We start from the raw sequence: 16,283 nt of genomic DNA on the forward strand, positions 1-16,283 counted from the left end.
ACGAGCAGCGAGCGAGAGACATGAGCGTGCGAGCGGCGGAGGATCTGGCGTCCGGCGATCACGCCTGCGCCGTGCCCGTCAGCGACGAGCAGCTCTGGGAGCTCACCGCCCGCTTCCTCTCCGGCGGGCTGCGCCGCAACGAGAAGGTCGTCTACTTCGACGACGGCACCTCGGAGCGCGTGCTCGAGCGGCTGACCGAGGACCGGATGCCGGTCGCCGCCGCGCTCCGCAGCGGACAGCTGCAGGTCGTGCCCGCGGACGTCACCCGCGGCACCTTCCGCTCGCCGGTCGCCGACGCGCGGGCCCTGCTGCACTCCTACGTCGACGGGTCCGTCGCCCAGGGCTGGTCGGGCTTCCGGATGACCGGCCAGATGAGCTACGGGGCCGCGGCGCCCGTCGGGATCCCGATGACGGCGTACGACGCCGCGCTCGACGAGGTCGTCCGGGAGCGCCGGCTGGCGGCGCTGTGCCTCTACGACCACGGGCACTACACCACCGAGCAGATCGAGCGGATGCGCGCGGCGCACCGCGAGGAGCTCAGCTCCCCCGCCGCCTACGACGACGGGCTGTTGCGGATCACCCAGACCGGGGTCACCGCGGTGCGGCTGGCCGGCGAGGCCGACCACAGCAACCGGCCCGTGATCCACAAGCTGATCACGGACACGCTGGACCGGGCGCTGCGGTCGGCCGACGCACCCATGGACATCGAGCTCAACCTGGCGTCGCTGCGGTTCCTCGACGTCGCCGGCGCCGTCGCGCTGGTGCACGCGGCGGAGGAGTTCCCGAGCAGCCACCGCCTGGTGCTGGCCGACGTCCGGCCCGGGGTCCAGCGGGTACTCGACCGGTGCGGGGCGCCGTTCGCGACCCAGCTCGTGGTCCGCGAGGCCCGGCCCCCCGCCCGGCTGCCCGGTGTGCCCGACGAGCCGCACGGCCCGCGCGAGCGGCGGGTCGCGGAGGCGGCGCCGGAGGACCGGCCGGAGGAGCCCGACCCGGGCCCGTCGCCCCGCCTGGTGGACGGCGGGCCCGCGCGCGAGCCCGCCACCGAGGGGGCCGGGGCGTGAAGGTCGAGTCCCGCGTCCCCGCGCACACCCGGCTGCGGCACGCCGTGGAGTTCCACGACGGGCCGGCGGACCAGCTGGCGCGCGCCGTCGCGTTCGCCCGGGCCACCGTGCGCCGCGGCGAGCAGCTCGCGGTCGCCCTGCCGGCCGCCGTCGAGACGGCCGTGTTCGAGGCGGTCGGGCACGCGGGCGTGGTCGCGCTGACGGCACCGTACGGTCCGTCCGGCGGGTCGGGGCAGACCACGGCGGCGACGTGGGCCCGGGAGCTGCGCGCACTCGTGCAGAGCGACGCGGGCGTGACCGTGCTGTGCGGGCACGACCCGGTGCACGACGGCGTCGACGGCGGGTACTGGACCGAGCTCGACGCCGCGCTCAACGTCTCGCTGGCGGACCTGCCCGTGGACCTCGTGTGCCTCTACCCGGCGTGGCCGCTGCACCTGGAGGTGCTCGAGGGCGCCCGCGCGAACCACCCGTACGTGCGGCAGGGCGGCACGCCGGTGCCCAACCCGGAGCACCGCTGCCCGCTGGAGGTCCTGCGCGGGCGGGAGCGCGCGGCGCCGCTGGTCCTGGGCCCGCCGGACGTCACCTACCGGTACAACTCCTGGCAGCTGCACGAGGTGCGCCGGATGGTCGCGCGGCTCGCGCCGGCGCTGGGGTTCGACCCGGTCCGGTCCGAGGACCTGGTGCTCGCGGTCAACGAGATCGCCACGAACGCCGTCGAGCACGGGGCGCCGCAGGCCGAGATCCACCTGTGGGCGACGACGGGCGGGCTGGTCTGCGAGGTGCACGACGCCGGCGAGCTCGAGGAGCCGTTGCCCGGCCTGACCGCGCCGCACCCGGCCGAGCCCCGGGGGCGTGGGGTGTGGATCGCGCGCCAGCTCTGCGACCTGCTGCACGTCTGGCAGGACCGCTCCGGCACGCACGTGCGGTTGCACGCGACACCCTGAGCCCGGCCCGCCCTGATCACGTGCGGCCCCCGCCGAGAGGCTCCCGAGGAGGTGCGTTAAGATCGTCGCCGGGCGTCACCCTTACGGCTTCACCTGCGGTTTGTCAATTAGGTACGCGCAGATCGTAACTGTGACGAAACAGCCCCTTGGCAATCCGCGCCGTCGGGAGAACACTGTTCGGCGGCACGGGCCCACGAGGCGTGCCCACGGGTCACCATTCGAGCACCACCAGAACTCGGGATAACCATGTCTGACGGTCACCGCCGATCCCTCACGGAGTGTCCGGGCCACCGCATCACGGTGCTCGGCTCGTTCGGTCTCACCTCGGACGGCACCACGGTGCCGCTGGGCGTGGACTCCCGCCGCGTCGTCGCCTATCTGGCCGTGCACCGGCGGCCGCAGGGGCGGGCGGGCCTCGCCGCCGACCTCTGGCCGGGTGTCCCGGCCGAGGCCGCCCACCGGCTGCTCGCCGAGGCGGTGGGCGGGATCGACGTACCCGGGCTGCTCGCCGGCGACCCGCGCGACGAGGACGCCCCGCTGGCCCTCGCCGACGAGGTCGAGGTCGACCTGTCCGACGCGATGCTCCTGGTCCGTGCCTTCTCCGGCGGCGGCCGCCTGACCGAGCGCCCCGCGGTCGACCTGCTGACCGAGGACATCCTGCCCGCCTGGACCTCCCCGTGGATCGCCGTCGAGCGCGAACGTTTCCGCCAGCTCCGGCTCGCCGCGCTGGAGGAGGTCTCCCTCAAGCTCACCGCGGCCGGCCTGTTCGCCGACGCCGTGCGGACCGCCGAGATCGCCGTGGCCGCCGCCCCCAGCCGGGAGAGCGCCCGCCGGGCCCTGATCGAGGCGCTGCTGGCGAAGGGCGACGTCGTCGAGGCGGTCGCCCAGTACGACGCGTTCCACGAGCTGCTGCGCACCAGCGTCGGCCCGGAGAGCGCGGGCCTGGAGGGCCTGTTCCCGCCCGCCGGCGCCTGGCCGATGCGACCCGGCATGAGCGGGTTCCGCCGCCCCGCGCAGCGGTCGGCGGTGGTCCTGCCGGGCCTGCGCGCCGCCCGTCCGGCGAGTCCCGGCGCCCCGCGGCGCCTGGTTGCCGGCGGCTCGGTGCCCGGCCGCTGAGCCCCGCCGCGCCACCCCTGCTCCGGAAGAACCCCGGTCGCCCCGCGGCCGGGGTTCCGGCGTTCCCGGGTGTCGGTGGGAGGACTCAGTCGCCGAGCGCGAGCTCGAGGCAGACCTCGGTGCCGCGGCCGGTGGCGACCACCTCGAGGTGCGCCGCCAGCGCCCGGATCATCGGCAGCCCGCGCCCCCGGTCCCGGACCTCGCAGGCGGAGGCCGGCCGCCAGCGCCCCTGGTCGCAGATCCGCGCGGCGACGACGCTGCCGGTGCGGCGCCGGCGCAGCTGCAGGTCGACCTCGACGGGACCGGGCGGGCCGCCGCGGTAGGCGTGGTCGACGGCGTTGGCCGCGGCCTCGCCGACCGCGAGCAGCAGGTCGACGAGGACGTCGGCGGACAGGCCCGCGCGCCGGCCCCAGCGGGAGACCGCGCTGCGGATGCCGGACAGCTCGTCCGCCACCGCCGTGCGGACGATGCGCAGCTCGTCGGGCACCACCCGCACCGGCCGGACGACCGCCGCGGTCGACGTCGTGGCCGACGCGGGCGTCGCGGCGGCGGGCGGCGCGGGCGGGACATCGCCCTGCGGGCCGTGCACGTTCACGAGCGGAGTGCCCCCGGGGATCGGCTCTGGCGCACCGGGTCCGGCCGCCTCGCCTGGTATCCCCCGGCCCCGCTCCCGGCAAACCGGGACGTGTGCCGCCCGCCCGGTGACGCTCCCGTCGGGGTCAGCCGTGGAAGCGCGGAGCCCGCTTCTCACCGAACGCGGTCAGCCCCTCGGCCCCCTCCGGGCCGGCCGCGCTGGCGGCGATCGAGGCGGCCTCGGCGTCGAGATGCGTGCGCAGGTCGTGGTCGAAGGTCCCGGCCAGCAGCCGCTTGATCCGGCCGAGCGCCGCGGTGGGGCCCTGGGCCAGGCGGTAGGCCGTGGCCTCCGCCTCGGCGGCCAGCTCGGTGTCGTCGACCAGCACCGACGCGATGCCCAGCGACAGCATGTCCTCGGCGCCGAGCACCTGGTCGGTCAGCAGGATGTGCCGGGCCCGGCCGAGCCCGACGATCCGGGGCAGCGTCCAGCTCATCCCGCCGTCCGGCGAGAACCCGATCGCGGGGTAGGCGGGCCGGACGCGCGTCGACGTGCCGACGACGACCACGTCCGTGGCCAGCACCAGGCTCATCCCCGCGCCGGCCGCCCAGCCCTGGACGCCGGCCACGGTCGGCACGGCGCAGCGGACGTACGCCTCGAGCATCTCGTGGAACAGGTCGGCGACCTCGCGGACGAACGTGCCGCGGTCCTCCGCGGCGGCGAAGGAGCGCACGTCGCCGCCCGCGCAGAAGTTGCCGCCGTCGTGGGCCAGCTGGACCGCGCCGATCCCGCGCTCGGCCGCGTCCTCGGCGGTGCCCAGGCCGCGCAACGCCTCCGCGACCTCGGCCATGGCCGCACCGTCGAGCGCGCCCGCCTTCCCCGCCGTCACGCGGCAACGCAGCACCCGCCCGTCCTGCGCCACCACCGGGCTCCCGCTCGCACCGCTCATCCCACCGCTCCTCACCCCGGGGGCCGCCCCCGTCGACCCCGGCAGGCTAACGGTCAGCTCTGACCGGAGGGAACGATCACGCCGGGTGAGGCGCCCGACACCGGGCCGGCCTCAGGCCAGCGCGCGCAGCTTCGGGACGACGTCCTCGGCGAACTGGGTGAGGAAGCGCTCCTGGTCGTGGCCGGGGCCGTGGACGACCAGGTGGTTGAGGCCGGCGTCGAGGTAGGGCTTGATCTGCGCGACCGCCTCGTCCGGGTCGCTCGCGACGATCCAGCGCTTGGCGACCTGCTCGATCGGCAGCTCGTCGGCCAGCCGCTCCATCTCCTCCGCGGAGTCGACCGTGTGCTTCTGCTCGGCGGTCAGCGACAGCGGCGCCCAGAAGCGGGCGTTCTCGAGCGCGGCGTCGGCGTCGCGGTCGTAGGACAGCTTGATCTCGATGGTCCGGTCGATGTCGTCGAAGGAGCGCGACTCCTTCTCCGCGCCCTCCTTCACCGCGGGGATCAGCTTCTCGGTGTAGAGGTCCATGCCCTTGCCGGAGGTGCAGATGAAGCCCTCGCCGGAGCGGCCCGCGTAGCGCGCCACCACCGGCCCGCCCGCGGCGATGTAGACCGGCACCGGCTTCTCCGGCCGGTCGTAGATCGAGGCGTTGACCAGCCGGTAGTAGTCGCCCTCGAAGTCGACGTTCGTGTCGGTCCACAGCGCCCGCATCAGCCGCACGGCCTCGCGCAGCCGGGCGAACCGCTCCTTGAACTCCGGCCACTCCATGCCCGAGACCGCGATCTCGTTGAGCGCCTCGCCGGTGCCCGCGCCGAGGATGATCCGGTTGTCGTAGAGCAGCGCCATCGTGGCGAAGGTCTGGGCCATCACCGCCGGGTTGTACCGGAACGTCGGCGTGGTCACGCTCGTGCCGATCTGCACCCGCCGAGTGCGCTCCCCCACCGCCGCCATCCAGGTCAGCGCCGACGGCGCGTGCCCGCCCTCGTGCCGCCACGGCAGGAAGTGGTCCGACACCCACACGCTGTCCAGGCCCACCTCCTCGGCCCGCACGGCGTACTCCACCAGGTCACGGGGCCCGAACTGCTCCGCCGAGGCCTTGTAACCGATCTTGAGGTCCACGCTGGTCCTTCCGCTGGGGTCTGCGCCCACAGGTCTACTACACGGGACCGTCGCGGACACCCGCACGCCGCGACCCCGCGCCTCGACCTCGACCGGGGTGCAGGGCGCAGGGTCGCGCGGTGATCGACACGTCCGCCTTCGGCGAACCGCGGCGGAACCCGGGTGCGCACCGCGCGCCGGGTTCGTAGCGTGGACGAGACCATGCCTGCCTCTCCCGACACCGCGCAGGCGCAGGACCCTCCCACGACCGAGCCGACGGGGGCCGCGACCCGGCCCGCGGCGACCCTGGCCGCGCTGCGCCGCCTCGCCCCGTACGTCCGCCCGCACCGCCGCGCCCTGCTCGGCTCGGGCGCCGCGGCCCTCGCCGCCACCCTCGCCGCGCTGGTCATCCCGCTGGTCACCCGGCGCATCGTCGACGGACCGATCGCCCGCGGCGACCTCTCCCCGCTGCCCTGGCTGGTCGGCGGCGTCCTCGCGCTGGGCCTCGCCGAGGCCGTCCTGCTGCTGGTGCGCCGCCGGATCGTCGCCCGCCCGACCACCCGGATCGAGGCCGACATGCGCGCGGACCTCTACGCCCACCTGCAGCGGCTGCCGATCGCCTTCCACGACCGCTGGCCCTCCGGGCAGCTGCTCTCCCGCGCGGTGCAGGACCTGTCCACGATCCGCCGCTTCCTGGCGTTCGCCGGGGTGTTCCTCGTGGTCAACACGGTCACCGCGCTGGTCGGGATCGCGATCCTCGGAGCGCTGTCCTGGCTGCTCGGGGTGGCGGTCGTGGTCGTCGCGGTGCCGCTGGTCGCGCTGACGCTGGGGCTCGAGCGCCGCTACTCGGTGGTCGCCCGCCTCGCGCAGGACCAGGACGGCGACCTCGCGACGACCGTCGAGGAGTCCGCGCTCGGCGTCCGCGTGCTGCGCGCGCTCGGCCGCGGTCGCGAGATCACCGACCGGTTCCTCGTGGGTGCCCGCGGGCTGCGGCGCACGGAGCTGCGCAAGGTGCGGCTGCAGGCGGCGCTGTGGTGCGTTCTCGTGCTGCTGCCCGAGGCCGCCATCGCGGTGATCCTCGGGATCAGTGCCTGGGGCGTGGCCACCGGCGCGCTGACGGTGGGCACCCTGGTCGCCGCCGTGACGATCATGACCTACCTGTACTGGCCCATCGCCTCGCTCGGCTGGCTCCTCACCGAGGCCGGCAACGCCGCCGCCGCGACCCGCCGGTACTGGGAGGTCCGGGACGTCGCGCCGGCGATCGTGGACCCGCCCGGGCCGGTCGCGCTCGGCCCGGTCCGGGGCCGGGTCGAGTTCCGGGGCGTCCGGTTCCGGCACGAGGGAGCCGACACCGAGGTGCTCCGCGGCGTGGACCTCACCGTGGAGCCCGGGGAGACGATGGCCCTGGTCGGCGCCACCGGATCGGGCAAGACCGTGCTGACCGCGCTGGTCGGGCGCCTCGCCGACGTCACCGGCGGCGCGGTGCTGCTCGACGGCGTCGACGTCCGGCGGCTGCGGCTCGCGGACCTGCGCACGGCCGTCGCCACGGCCTTCGAGGACCCCGTGCTGATCTCCGCGAGCGTGCGGGAGAACGTGGCCCTCGGCCTGCCCGACGCGAGCGACGACGACGTGTGGGAGGCGCTGCGGATCGCCGGCGCGGCCGGCTTCGTCGAGGCACTGCCCTGGGGCCCGGCCACGCGGATCGGCGAGCAGGGGCTGTCGCTGTCCGGCGGCCAGCGGCAGCGGCTCGCGCTGGCCCGCGCCGTGCTCGGCCGCCCGCCCGTCCTGGTGCTCGACGACCCCCTCTCGGCCCTGGACGTGCACACCGAGGCCGAGGTGGAGGCCGCTCTGCGCAGCGTGCTCGGCGGGGTGACGGCGCTGGTGGTGGCCCACCGCCCCTCCACCGTCCAGCTGGCCGACCGGGTCGCGCTGCTGGAGGAGGGCCGGATCACCGCGGTCGGCACGCACCGCGCGTTGCTGGCCACGAACGCGACCTACCGGGAGCTGTTGAGCAGCCCGGACGCCGACCGGGTGGGGGCGGCATGAGCACCTCGACGGACCCCGGCGCCGACCCCGGCNCGACCTGGAGTGGCGCGGGGTCGGCGACGACAGCGAGGAGGTCACCCGGGCCGCGGGACTCCGGCTGGCCCGCAGCGCCCGCCGGCTGGTCGCCGACCTGCTGCGGCCCCGCCGCTGGGGCGTCGCGCTCGCGCTGCTGATCCTGGTCGCGGAGAACGCGGTCACGCTCGCCGGGCCGCTGCTCGTCGCGCTGGCCGTGGACACCGGGGTGCCCGCCGCGCTCGCCGGACGCCCGGCCCCGTTGGCCTGGGCCGTCGCCGGGTACGCGGCGTGCGGGTTGGCGTCGGCCGGGCTGCGGGCGGCGTTCCTCCTGCTGTCCGGGCGGATCGGCCAGGACGTGCTGCTGGAGCTGCGCCGCCGGGTGTTCCGGCACGCGCAGCGGCTCGCCCTGGAGTGGCACGAGTCGTACACCTCCGGTCGGCTGATCTCCCGGCTGACCAGCGACCTGGAGTCGATCGACGACCTGCTCCAGCAGGGGCTCGACGGCCTGCTCGGCGCGCTGTTGTCCCTGGCCGGGATCACCGTCCTGCTCCTGCTGATCGACCCGGTCCTCGCGGGCGTCGTGCTGGCCGGGTTCGTGCCGCTGGCCCTGCTAACCCGCTGGTTCCAGCGCCGCTCGCGGGCCAGCTACCGGCTCACCCGCACCTGGGTGGCGCGGGTGATCGTGCAGTTCGTCGAGTCCATGAACGGCATCCGCGCGGTGCAGGCCTACCGGCGCGAGGCCCGCAACGAGTCGATCATGGCGCAGCTCAACGGCCGCTACCGCGACGCCAACGCCGCGGCCCTGCTCACGCTGTCCTGGTTCGTGGCCTGCGTCCGCGCCGTCGGCAACCTGACGCTGGCACTGGTGCTGCTGCTCGGCGCGCTGCGGGTCACCTCCGGCGCGCTGGAGCTGGGCGCGCTCACCGCGTTCCTGCTCTACCTGCGCCGCTTCTACGACCCGCTCGACCAGCTCGCCCAGTTCCTCAACGCCTACCAGTCGGCGGCCGCGGCGCTGGAGAAGCTGGCCTCGGTGCTGGAGACCCCGATCGGCGTGCCGGAGCCGGCGCACCCGCGAGCGCTGCCGACTCCGGTGCGCGGCGAGCTCACCTTCGACCGGGTCACCTTCGCCTACCCACGCGCGCCCGAACGGCCCGTGCTGCCCGAGTTCTCGCTGACCGTGCCGGCGGGGCAGACGATCGCGCTGGTCGGCGAGACCGGAGCGGGCAAGACGACGTTGGCCAAGCTCGCCGCCCGCTTCCACGACCCGGTCGCGGGCACCGTCCGGCTCGACGGCGTCGACCTGCGCGACCTCGCCGACGCCGACCTGCGCCGGGCGCTGGTCATGGTCACCCAGGAGCCGTTCCTGTTCTCCGGGTCCCTCGCCGAGAACGTCGCCATGGGCCGGCCCGGCGCCTCACGCGCGGAGATCGCCGCGGCGGTCGACGCGGTCGGGGCGGACTTCGTACACGCCCTGCCGGACGGGCTCGACACGGATGTGCGCAAGCGCGGCGGCCGGCTCTCGGCCGGGCAGCGGCAGCTGGTGTCGCTGGCCCGGGTGGTGCTGGCCGATCCGGCCGTGGTGCTGCTCGACGAGGCCACGTCGAGCCTCGACATCCCGTCCGAGCGGGCGGTGCAGGCGGCGCTGGAGACGGTGCTGGCCCACCGGACCGCGCTGATCATCGCGCACCGCCTGTCCACGGTCGCGATCGCGGACCGGGTGCTGGTCATGGGCGGCGGCCGGATCGTCCAGGACGGGTCCCCCGCCGAGCTCCTGGCCTCCGGCGGCGACTTCGCCGACCTCCACGCCGCCTGGCAGGACTCCCTCCGCTGACGCCGCATCATGGTTCCACAACGCGGTCAGGAGCCGCCGAGAATCGCATCGTGGTTCCACGACGTGCTCAGCGGACGAAGGCGGAGTGGCCCGTGATCGCCCGTCCGACGACGAGGGTGTTGATCTCGCGGGTGCCCTCGAAGGAGTAGAGGGCCTCGGCGTCGGCGAAGAACTTGGCCACGCCGTAGTCGAGCACCACGCCGTTGCCGCCGACCACCTGCCGCGCCAGCGCCACGGTCTCGCGCATCGCCGTCGTCGTGTACTCCTTGGCCAGCGCGGCGTGCTCGTCGCGCGCCTCGCCGGCGTCCTGCATCTCGGCGAGCCGCACGCACAGGCCCAGCGACGCGGTGATGTTGCCGAGCATCCGCACCAGCGAGTCCTGGACCAGCTGGAACCCGGCGATCGGCCGGCCGAACTGCTCGCGCTCCCTGCTGTAGGCGAGCGCGGTCTCGTAGGCGGCCATCATCGTGCCCGTCGCGCCCCAGGCCACCCCGCCACGGGTCCGGCGGAGCACCCCGTTGGTGTCCTTGAACGAGTTCGCCCGCTGCAGCCGGTCGCCTTCGGGGACCCGGCAGTCGGTCAGCACGATGTCGGCGTTCTGGACGGTCCGCAGCGCGATCTTGTTCTCGATCTTCGTCGCCGTCATGCCCGGGTTGTCCTTGTGCACGACGAAGCCCTTCACCGCGCCGTCGGCCTCGTCGCGCGCCCAGATCACCACGAGGTCGGCGAAGGTGGCGTTGCCGATCCAGCGCTTCTCCCCGTTCAGGACCCAGGTGTCGCCCTCGCGGCGGGCGGTGGTCTCCAGGCCCTGCGCGACGTCGGACCCGCCGTGGGGCTCGGTGAGGCCGAAGGCGCCGATCTGCTCCATCCGCGCCATGGCCGGCAGCCAGCGCTCGCGCTGCTCGTCGGAGCCGCAGAGGTCGATGCTGCCCATCGCCAGCCCGTTGTGGATGCCGAAGAAGCTGTTCAGCGACGGGTCGGTGTGCGCCAGCTCGAGCGAGACGAACCCGATCAGGAGCCGCCGCGCGGCCGGTCCGTCGAGGCCCTCGTACGGCAGCCCCGCGATGCCCAGGTCCGCGAACCGGGGGACGATGTCGTGCGGGAACTCGGCGCGGCTCCAGGCGTCGAGGGCGATCGGGGCGATCTCGGTCCGGCAGAACTCGCGGACCCGGGCGATCACCTTCTGCTCGTCGTCGTTCAGCAGGGAGCCGTAGCCGTAGAAGTCGCCGGTGAGGAGGTCGGCGCCGCGCACATCGCTCATGGACCGACTCTGGCACGGCGCACCGGCCCCCGCTCGTCGTCGGCCCCGTCGTGTGCCGGTCGGGGAGCGTCGGTGCCGGCTCGTACGATCGCGCGGTGACCGCTCCCCCCGCCCCCGCGCTCGAGGTGCTGCACCGCGTCTTCGGCTACGAGGCGTTCCGGGGGCCGCAGCAGGAGGTCGTCGAGCACGTCTGCGCGGGCGGGGACGCGCTGGTCCTCATGCCCACCGGCGGCGGCAAGTCGCTCTGCTACCAGGTGCCGGCGCTGGTCCGCCCCGGCACCGGCGTGGTGATCTCGCCGCTGATCGCCCTGATGCAGGACCAGGTCGACGCCCTGCGCACGCTCGGGGTCAGGGCCGGGTTCCTCAACTCCACCCAGGGGCCGCAGGAGCGCCGCGACACCGAGCGGGCCCTGCTCGCCGGCGAGCTGGACCTGCTCTACCTCGCCCCCGAGCGGCTGCGCGTCGGCTCGACGGTGGACCTGCTGGACCGGCTGGAGGCCCAGGGCGGGATCGCGCTGTTCGCGATCGACGAGGCGCACTGCGTGGCGCAGTGGGGCCACGACTTCCGGCCGGACTACCTCATGCTCTCCGAGCTGCACCGGCGCTGGCCCGGCGTGCCGCGCATCGCGCTCACCGCCACGGCCACCGAGCACACCCGCGCGGAGATCGCCGAGCGGCTCGACCTCACCGGCGCCAAACAGGTCGTCGCGAGCTTCGACCGGCCCAACATCCAGTACCGGATCGTGCCCAAGGCCGAGCCGCGGCGGCAGCTGCTGGAGCTGATCCGCGCCGAACACCCGGGCGACTCCGGGATCGTCTACTGCCTCTCGCGCAAGTCGGTGGAGCAGACCGCGGAGTTCCTCCAGGGTCAGGGCATCCCGGCCCTCCCCTACCACGCGGGTCTCGACGCCGAGGTCCGCCGCGAGCACCAGGCCCGCTTCCTGCGCGAGGAGGGCCTGGTCATGTGCGCGACGATCGCGTTCGGGATGGGCATCGACAAGCCGGACGTCCGGTTCGTCGCCCACCTCGACCTGCCCAAGTCCGTCGAGGGCTACTACCAGGAGACCGGCCGCGCGGGCCGGGACGGGCTGCCGTCCACGGCGTGGCTGGCCTACGGCCTGGCGGACGTCGTGCAGCAGCGCAAGATGATCGACGACTCCGAGGGCGACCAGGCGCACAAGCGCCGGCTGGCCCAGCACCTCGACGCGATGCTCGCGCTGTGCGAGACCGTCGAGTGCCGACGGGTGCAGCTGCTCGCCTACTTCTCGGAGAAGGCCGAGCCGTGCGGCAACTGCGACACCTGCCTCACGCCGGCCGAGTCCTGGGACGGCACGGTACCGGCCCAGAAGCTGCTGTCCACGGTGTGGCGGCTCAAGCGCGAGCGCAACCAGAGCTTCGGGGCCGGGCAGGTCGTGGACATCCTCGTCGGCAAGCGGACCGCGAAGGTCGAGCAGTCCCGGCACGACCAGCTCTCCACGTTCGGCATCGGCACCGAGCTGTCCGAGCAGGAGTGGCGCGGCGTCGTCCGGCAGCTGCTGGCGCGCGGGCTCCTCGAGGTCGGCGGCGCCTACAACACCCTGCAGCTCACCGACGGCAGCTCCGCGGTGCTCAAGGGCGAGCGGAAGGTCATGCTGCGCAAGGACCCCGAACGCGCCCGGACCCGCCGCTCCTCCCGCTCCACCGCACCGGCGGCCGACCTGCCGGCCGGGGCGGCGCCGGTGTTCGAGCGGCTGCGCGCCTGGCGCGCCGCGACCGCCAAGGAGCAGGGCGTTCCCGCCTACGTGATCTTCCACGACGCCACGCTGCGGGCCATCGCCACCCTCGCGCCGACCTCGCCCGCCGCGCTCGGCACGGTGAGCGGGGTCGGCGAGAACAAGCTCGCGAAGTACGGGGCGGGCGTGCTGGCCGCGGTCGCGGGCGACGGCCCGCCCGAGGGACCCGAGCGGCCCGAGTGGTCCGAGCGGCCGGCCGCCGCACCGGTCGAGGACGAGTGGCCCCCGGAGGAGCCGCCCGACCCCGACCACCTCGACGACGATCCCTGGGCCGGCTGAGCACCGGCCCGCGCGTCACCCCGTCGGACCAACGGAGACGCGCGCCCAGCGGTCGATAATCGCGGGCGGACCCGTCGTCGACGCCCGGGAGGATGCGTGCCGGACCGGACCGGCCTGCCCGCACGGCTCACCGAACGGCTGCGGCTGCCCGTGATCGCGGCGCCGATGCTGCGGGTCTCCGGCCCGGACCTCGTGGTGGCGGCGTGCGACGCGGGTGTCGTCGGGGGCTTCCCCACCGCCAACGCGCGCACCGCGGAGGAGCTGGACCGCTGGTTGGGCGAGATCGAGGCGCGGACCGGGCCGGCCGCCGCGCCGTGCGCCCCGAACCTGATCATGCGGTCGCCGCGGCTGGCCGAGGACCTGGCCGTGCTCGTGCGGCACCGCGTCGAACTGGTGATCGCCAGCGTGGGCTCGCCGAAGCCGGTCCTGGGCCCCCTGCACGACGCGGGGGCGCTGGTGCTCGCCGACGTCGCCACGCTGCGTCACGCCGAGCGCGCCGTCGCGGCCGGGGCGGACGGGCTTGTCCTGCTCACCGCCGGGTCCGGCGGGCAGACGGGCTGGATGAACCCCTTCGCGTTCGTCCGGGCCGTGCGCGGCTTCTTCGACGGTCCGCTCGTGCTCGCCGGCGGGATCGGCGACGGGACCGCGCTGGCCGCCGCGCGCACGCTCGGCGCCGACCTCGGCTACCTGGGCACCGCGTTCCTGGCCACGCAGGAGAGCATGGCCGCGCCGGGGTACAAGCGGATGTGCGTCGACAGCACGCTCGACGACGTCGTCCTGACCAGGGCGTTCACCGGCCTGCCCAGCAGCATGCTGGCCCCGGCCATCCGGGCCGCCGGCCTCGACCCGGCGGCCCTCGACGAGAGCGTCACCCCGGCCGACGCCGACGCGCTCTACGGCCACGGCGGCCTCGGTCCGCGCCGGTGGACCGAGGTGTGGAGCGCCGGCCACTCCGTCTCCGGCGTCCGGGAGATCCCGACGGTCGCCGAGCTCGTCGACCGGCTGGCGCGCGAGTACGAGGCCGCACTCGGCGACCCGGACCGCGCCGTCCACCCGCTGTAGCCCGGCCACGTGCCGACGTCCTTGACGTCTTCGACGTCCACCGCCGCAACCAGGGAGCACGCATGACCACGGACACCGGACGCACCACCGCACCGACGGCCTCCCCTCCCGCGCCGCTGTGGGCGGGGACCACCGTGGGGACGCTGGTGCTCCGCGCACTGCGCCGGTACCCGGACCGGGTCGCGTTCGCCTCCGACGCGGGGACCCTCGGCTACGCCGCCGCGACCGAGCTCATCGGGCGGATCCAGCGGGTGCTGGCCGACCGCGGGTTCCGCCGCGGGGACCGGATCGGGCTGCTGGCCGGCAACAGCCCCGAGGCCTGGTGCGCGGGCGTCGCGGTGCAGGCCTCGGGGATGGCGACCTCGTGGCTGCACCCGCTGGGCTCGGTGGAGGACCAGCTCTACCAGCTCGCCGACCTCGGCGCGGCCGGATGCCTGGTCGACGCCCGCCGGCACGGCGCCCGCGGGGCGGAGCTCGCCGCGGGCTCGGGCGACGTGCCCGTGCTCGGCCTCGGCCCGTCCGACCTCGGCCCCGACCTGCTCGCCGAGGCGGAGGCGGGGGGCGTCGCGACCGCCCACGACGTGGCGCACCCCGGGGACATCGCACTGGTCAACTACACAGGCGGCACCACCGGGCGGCCGAAGGGCGTGATGCGCCGGCATCCCGCCGTCACGCACATCATGTCGATCGGCACCCTGACCGACTTCGAGATCCCGTTCGACGCCCGCTACCTCGCCGTCGCGCCGATCACGCACGTCGCCGGCACCAAGGTCGTCCCGGTCCTGCAGCGCGGCGGCACCGTGCACCTGCAGGACGGCTTCGACCCCGGCCGGTTCCTGGAGACCGTGGAACGCGAGCGGATCACGATGACGCTCGCCGTACCGACGATGGTCTACGCGCTGCTCGACCACCCCGCCCTCGCCCGCACCGACCTGAGCTCGCTGGAGCTGCTGCTCTACGGGGCCTCCCCCATGTCCCCGACCCGGCTGGCGGAGGGCCTGGAACGGATCGGGCCGGTGTTCTCGCAGCTCTACGGGCAGACCGAGTGCTACCCGATCAGCGTGCTGCGTCGCGCGGAGCACGCCGACCCGACGCTCGAGGGCTCCTGCGGGGTGCCGATCAGCAGCGTCGACGTCACCCTGCTCGACCCGGAGGGCAACCCGGTCGAGCCCGGCGAGCCCGGGGAGATCTGCGTGCGCGGCCCCGGGACCATGGAGGAGTACTGGCGCCAGCCCGAGCTCACCGCCCAGGCCTTCGCACACGGGTGGCTGCACACCGGCGACGTCGCCCGGCGTGACGACCGGGGCTACCTCACGATCGTCGACCGCACCAAGGACATGATCATCAGTGGTGGCTTCAACGTCTTCCCGCGCGAGGTGGAGGACGCCCTGACCAGCCACGACGCCGTCGCGGTGGCCGCGGTGTTCGGGCTGCCGGACGAGAAGTGGGGCGAGGCCGTGACCGCCGCGGTCGTGCTGCGGCCCGGGGCGACGGCGACCGCGGAGGAGCTCACCGCGCACGTGCGGGCGCTCAAGGGCGCGGTGCAGGCCCCCAAGTCCGTGCACCTGGTCGACGCCCTGCCGACGACGGCCGTCGGCAAGATCGACAAAAAGGCCCTGCGGGCGGGCCTGCGGACCGGGGGTCTCGCCCGGTAGGTCTACGGGTGGGGCTCGGGGACGACATCGGCCGGCGCGCCGTCGGCGCCCCGTGTTCTGTCGGCGCTGTCGGCGCTGTCGGCGCTGTTGGGGCTGTCGGAGCTGTCGCCCCGCCCCGCGCGCAGCAGCCCGAGCTCGTGCTCGGCCGCCCCGAGCCGCCGGTGCAGCTCGGCGGTCTCGCGCGTGTGCTCGGCGAGCCGCCGTTCCACCGTGGCGGCGTGCTCCGCCCGCAGGCGGTCCAGCTCCTCGCGGTGCCGGGTGACCGTGCGGTCCCGGTCCTCGGCGGCGGCCGTGCGTTCGGCCTCGAGCCGGGCGGAGTGCTCCTCCCGCAGCCCGGCCAGCGCGGTGTCCAGCTCCTCGCGGTGCGCGGCCGCCGCCGCACGGGCCCGCTCACGCTCGGCGTCGAGCTCCGCCCGGTGCGCGTCGGCGGCCTCGCGGGCGCGGCGGTGCTCCGCGTCGAGCTCGGTGTCGCGGGCGGTGAGCGTGGCGCGCAGCGCGGCCAGCTCGTCGCGCAGCTGTGCGGTCTGCGCGGCCGCCGCTTCGGCCAGCTCCTCGGCCCGCACCGCGCGGTCCTCGAGGGCGGCCGAGCGCCCCTCGGCCCGCAGCTGCTCGCGCTCCGCGGCGGC

The 16,283-nt window shown here is 75.2% G+C and carries 12 protein-coding genes and 1 pseudogene; 8 read left to right on the plus strand and 5 right to left on the minus strand.

Annotated elements, in window-relative coordinates; genetic code table 11:
* The first annotated feature begins 20 nt into the window (after positions 1-20).
* The 3 genes from ACFQH9_RS00545 to ACFQH9_RS00555 all read left to right on the plus strand — a co-directional run bounded on the left by ACFQH9_RS00545 (position 21) and on the right by ACFQH9_RS00555 (position 3,121).
* Entirely contained in the window at positions 21-1,061 is a 1,041-nt protein-coding gene (locus ACFQH9_RS00545) for an MEDS domain-containing protein (protein ID WP_379562949.1), read from the plus strand.
* Positions 1,058-2,005, plus strand: a complete 948-nt coding sequence (locus tag ACFQH9_RS00550; protein WP_379562951.1) for an ATP-binding protein — start codon at positions 1,058-1,060, stop codon at positions 2,003-2,005. Before ACFQH9_RS00545 ends, ACFQH9_RS00550 begins: the two co-directional genes overlap by 4 nt.
* Before the next feature lie 300 nt (positions 2,006-2,305).
* Positions 2,306-3,121 carry an AfsR/SARP family transcriptional regulator gene (locus ACFQH9_RS00555; protein ID WP_379562953.1) on the plus strand — a complete coding sequence of 272 codons (816 nt, stop codon included), beginning with the start codon at positions 2,306-2,308 and terminating at the stop codon, positions 3,119-3,121.
* An 85-nt stretch (positions 3,122-3,206) separates the two neighbouring features.
* Here the strand turns inward: ACFQH9_RS00555 and ACFQH9_RS00560 are convergent, their stop codons facing one another.
* From ACFQH9_RS00560 to fgd, 3 genes are all read right to left on the minus strand, one after another.
* Positions 3,207-3,716 carry an ATP-binding protein gene (locus ACFQH9_RS00560; RefSeq protein ID WP_379562955.1) on the minus strand — a complete coding sequence of 170 codons (510 nt, stop codon included), beginning with the start codon at positions 3,714-3,716 and terminating at the stop codon, positions 3,207-3,209.
* Positions 3,717-3,840: 124 nt separating this feature from the next.
* On the minus strand, positions 3,841-4,641 hold the full coding sequence (locus ACFQH9_RS00565; RefSeq protein WP_379562957.1) for an enoyl-CoA hydratase/isomerase family protein: 801 nt from the start codon (positions 4,639-4,641) through the stop codon (positions 3,841-3,843).
* Positions 4,642-4,752: 111 nt separating this feature from the next.
* Positions 4,753-5,757, minus strand: a complete 1,005-nt coding sequence (gene fgd / locus ACFQH9_RS00570; protein ID WP_379562959.1) for a glucose-6-phosphate dehydrogenase (coenzyme-F420) — start codon at positions 5,755-5,757, stop codon at positions 4,753-4,755.
* Between the two features lie 201 nt (positions 5,758-5,958).
* Here fgd and ACFQH9_RS00575 point away from each other — a divergent pair, with 201 nt between their 5' ends.
* Complete coding sequence (locus ACFQH9_RS00575) at positions 5,959-7,782, plus strand: ABC transporter ATP-binding protein (RefSeq protein WP_379562961.1); 1,824 nt, start codon at positions 5,959-5,961, stop codon at positions 7,780-7,782.
* Positions 7,783-7,819: 37 nt separating this feature from the next.
* A complete protein-coding gene (locus ACFQH9_RS00580; protein WP_379562989.1) occupies positions 7,820-9,628 on the plus strand; it encodes an ABC transporter ATP-binding protein in 1,809 nt (602 codons plus the stop codon).
* Positions 9,629-9,695: 67 nt separating this feature from the next.
* Here ACFQH9_RS00580 and ACFQH9_RS00585 read toward each other — a convergent pair whose 3' ends face one another.
* On the minus strand, positions 9,696-10,889 hold the full coding sequence (locus tag ACFQH9_RS00585; protein ID WP_379562963.1) for an acyl-CoA dehydrogenase family protein: 1,194 nt from the start codon (positions 10,887-10,889) through the stop codon (positions 9,696-9,698).
* Positions 10,890-10,984: 95 nt separating this feature from the next.
* Here ACFQH9_RS00585 and recQ point away from each other — a divergent pair, with 95 nt between their 5' ends.
* The 3 genes from recQ (at position 10,985) to ACFQH9_RS00600 (ending at position 15,657) form a co-directional block, all read left to right on the plus strand.
* On the plus strand, positions 10,985-12,940 hold the full coding sequence (recQ, locus tag ACFQH9_RS00590; RefSeq protein WP_379562965.1) for a DNA helicase RecQ: 1,956 nt from the start codon (positions 10,985-10,987) through the stop codon (positions 12,938-12,940).
* A gap of 96 nt (positions 12,941-13,036) precedes the next feature.
* Positions 13,037-14,002 (plus strand): NAD(P)H-dependent flavin oxidoreductase, encoded by a 966-nt coding sequence (locus tag ACFQH9_RS00595; RefSeq protein ID WP_379562967.1) that lies wholly within the window; start codon positions 13,037-13,039, stop codon positions 14,000-14,002.
* A gap of 62 nt (positions 14,003-14,064) precedes the next feature.
* Positions 14,065-15,657 carry an AMP-binding protein gene (locus ACFQH9_RS00600; RefSeq protein WP_379562969.1) on the plus strand — a complete coding sequence of 531 codons (1,593 nt, stop codon included), beginning with the start codon at positions 14,065-14,067 and terminating at the stop codon, positions 15,655-15,657.
* A 2-nt stretch (positions 15,658-15,659) separates the two neighbouring features.
* Here ACFQH9_RS00600 and ACFQH9_RS00605 read toward each other — a convergent pair.
* A pseudogene (locus tag ACFQH9_RS00605) lies at positions 15,660-16,283 on the minus strand (hypothetical protein); the annotation flags it as partial.

This window comes from Pseudonocardia lutea (assembly GCF_042658055.1).
Lineage (GTDB): Bacteria > Actinomycetota > Actinomycetes > Mycobacteriales > Pseudonocardiaceae > Pseudonocardia > Pseudonocardia lutea.

Coding starts and splice junctions, on each gene's coding strand:
- ACFQH9_RS00545 (WP_379562949.1), top strand. CDS start 21: ATGAGCGTGCGAGCGGCGGAGGATCTGGCGTCCGGCGATCACGCCTGC.
- ACFQH9_RS00565 (WP_379562957.1), bottom strand. CDS start 4,641: ATGAGCGGTGCGAGCGGGAGCCCGGTGGTGGCGCAGGACGGGCGGGTG.
- ACFQH9_RS00575 (WP_379562961.1), top strand. CDS start 5,959: ATGCCTGCCTCTCCCGACACCGCGCAGGCGCAGGACCCTCCCACGACC.
- ACFQH9_RS00585 (WP_379562963.1), bottom strand. CDS start 10,889: ATGAGCGATGTGCGCGGCGCCGACCTCCTCACCGGCGACTTCTACGGC.
- ACFQH9_RS00600 (WP_379562969.1), top strand. CDS start 14,065: ATGACCACGGACACCGGACGCACCACCGCACCGACGGCCTCCCCTCCC.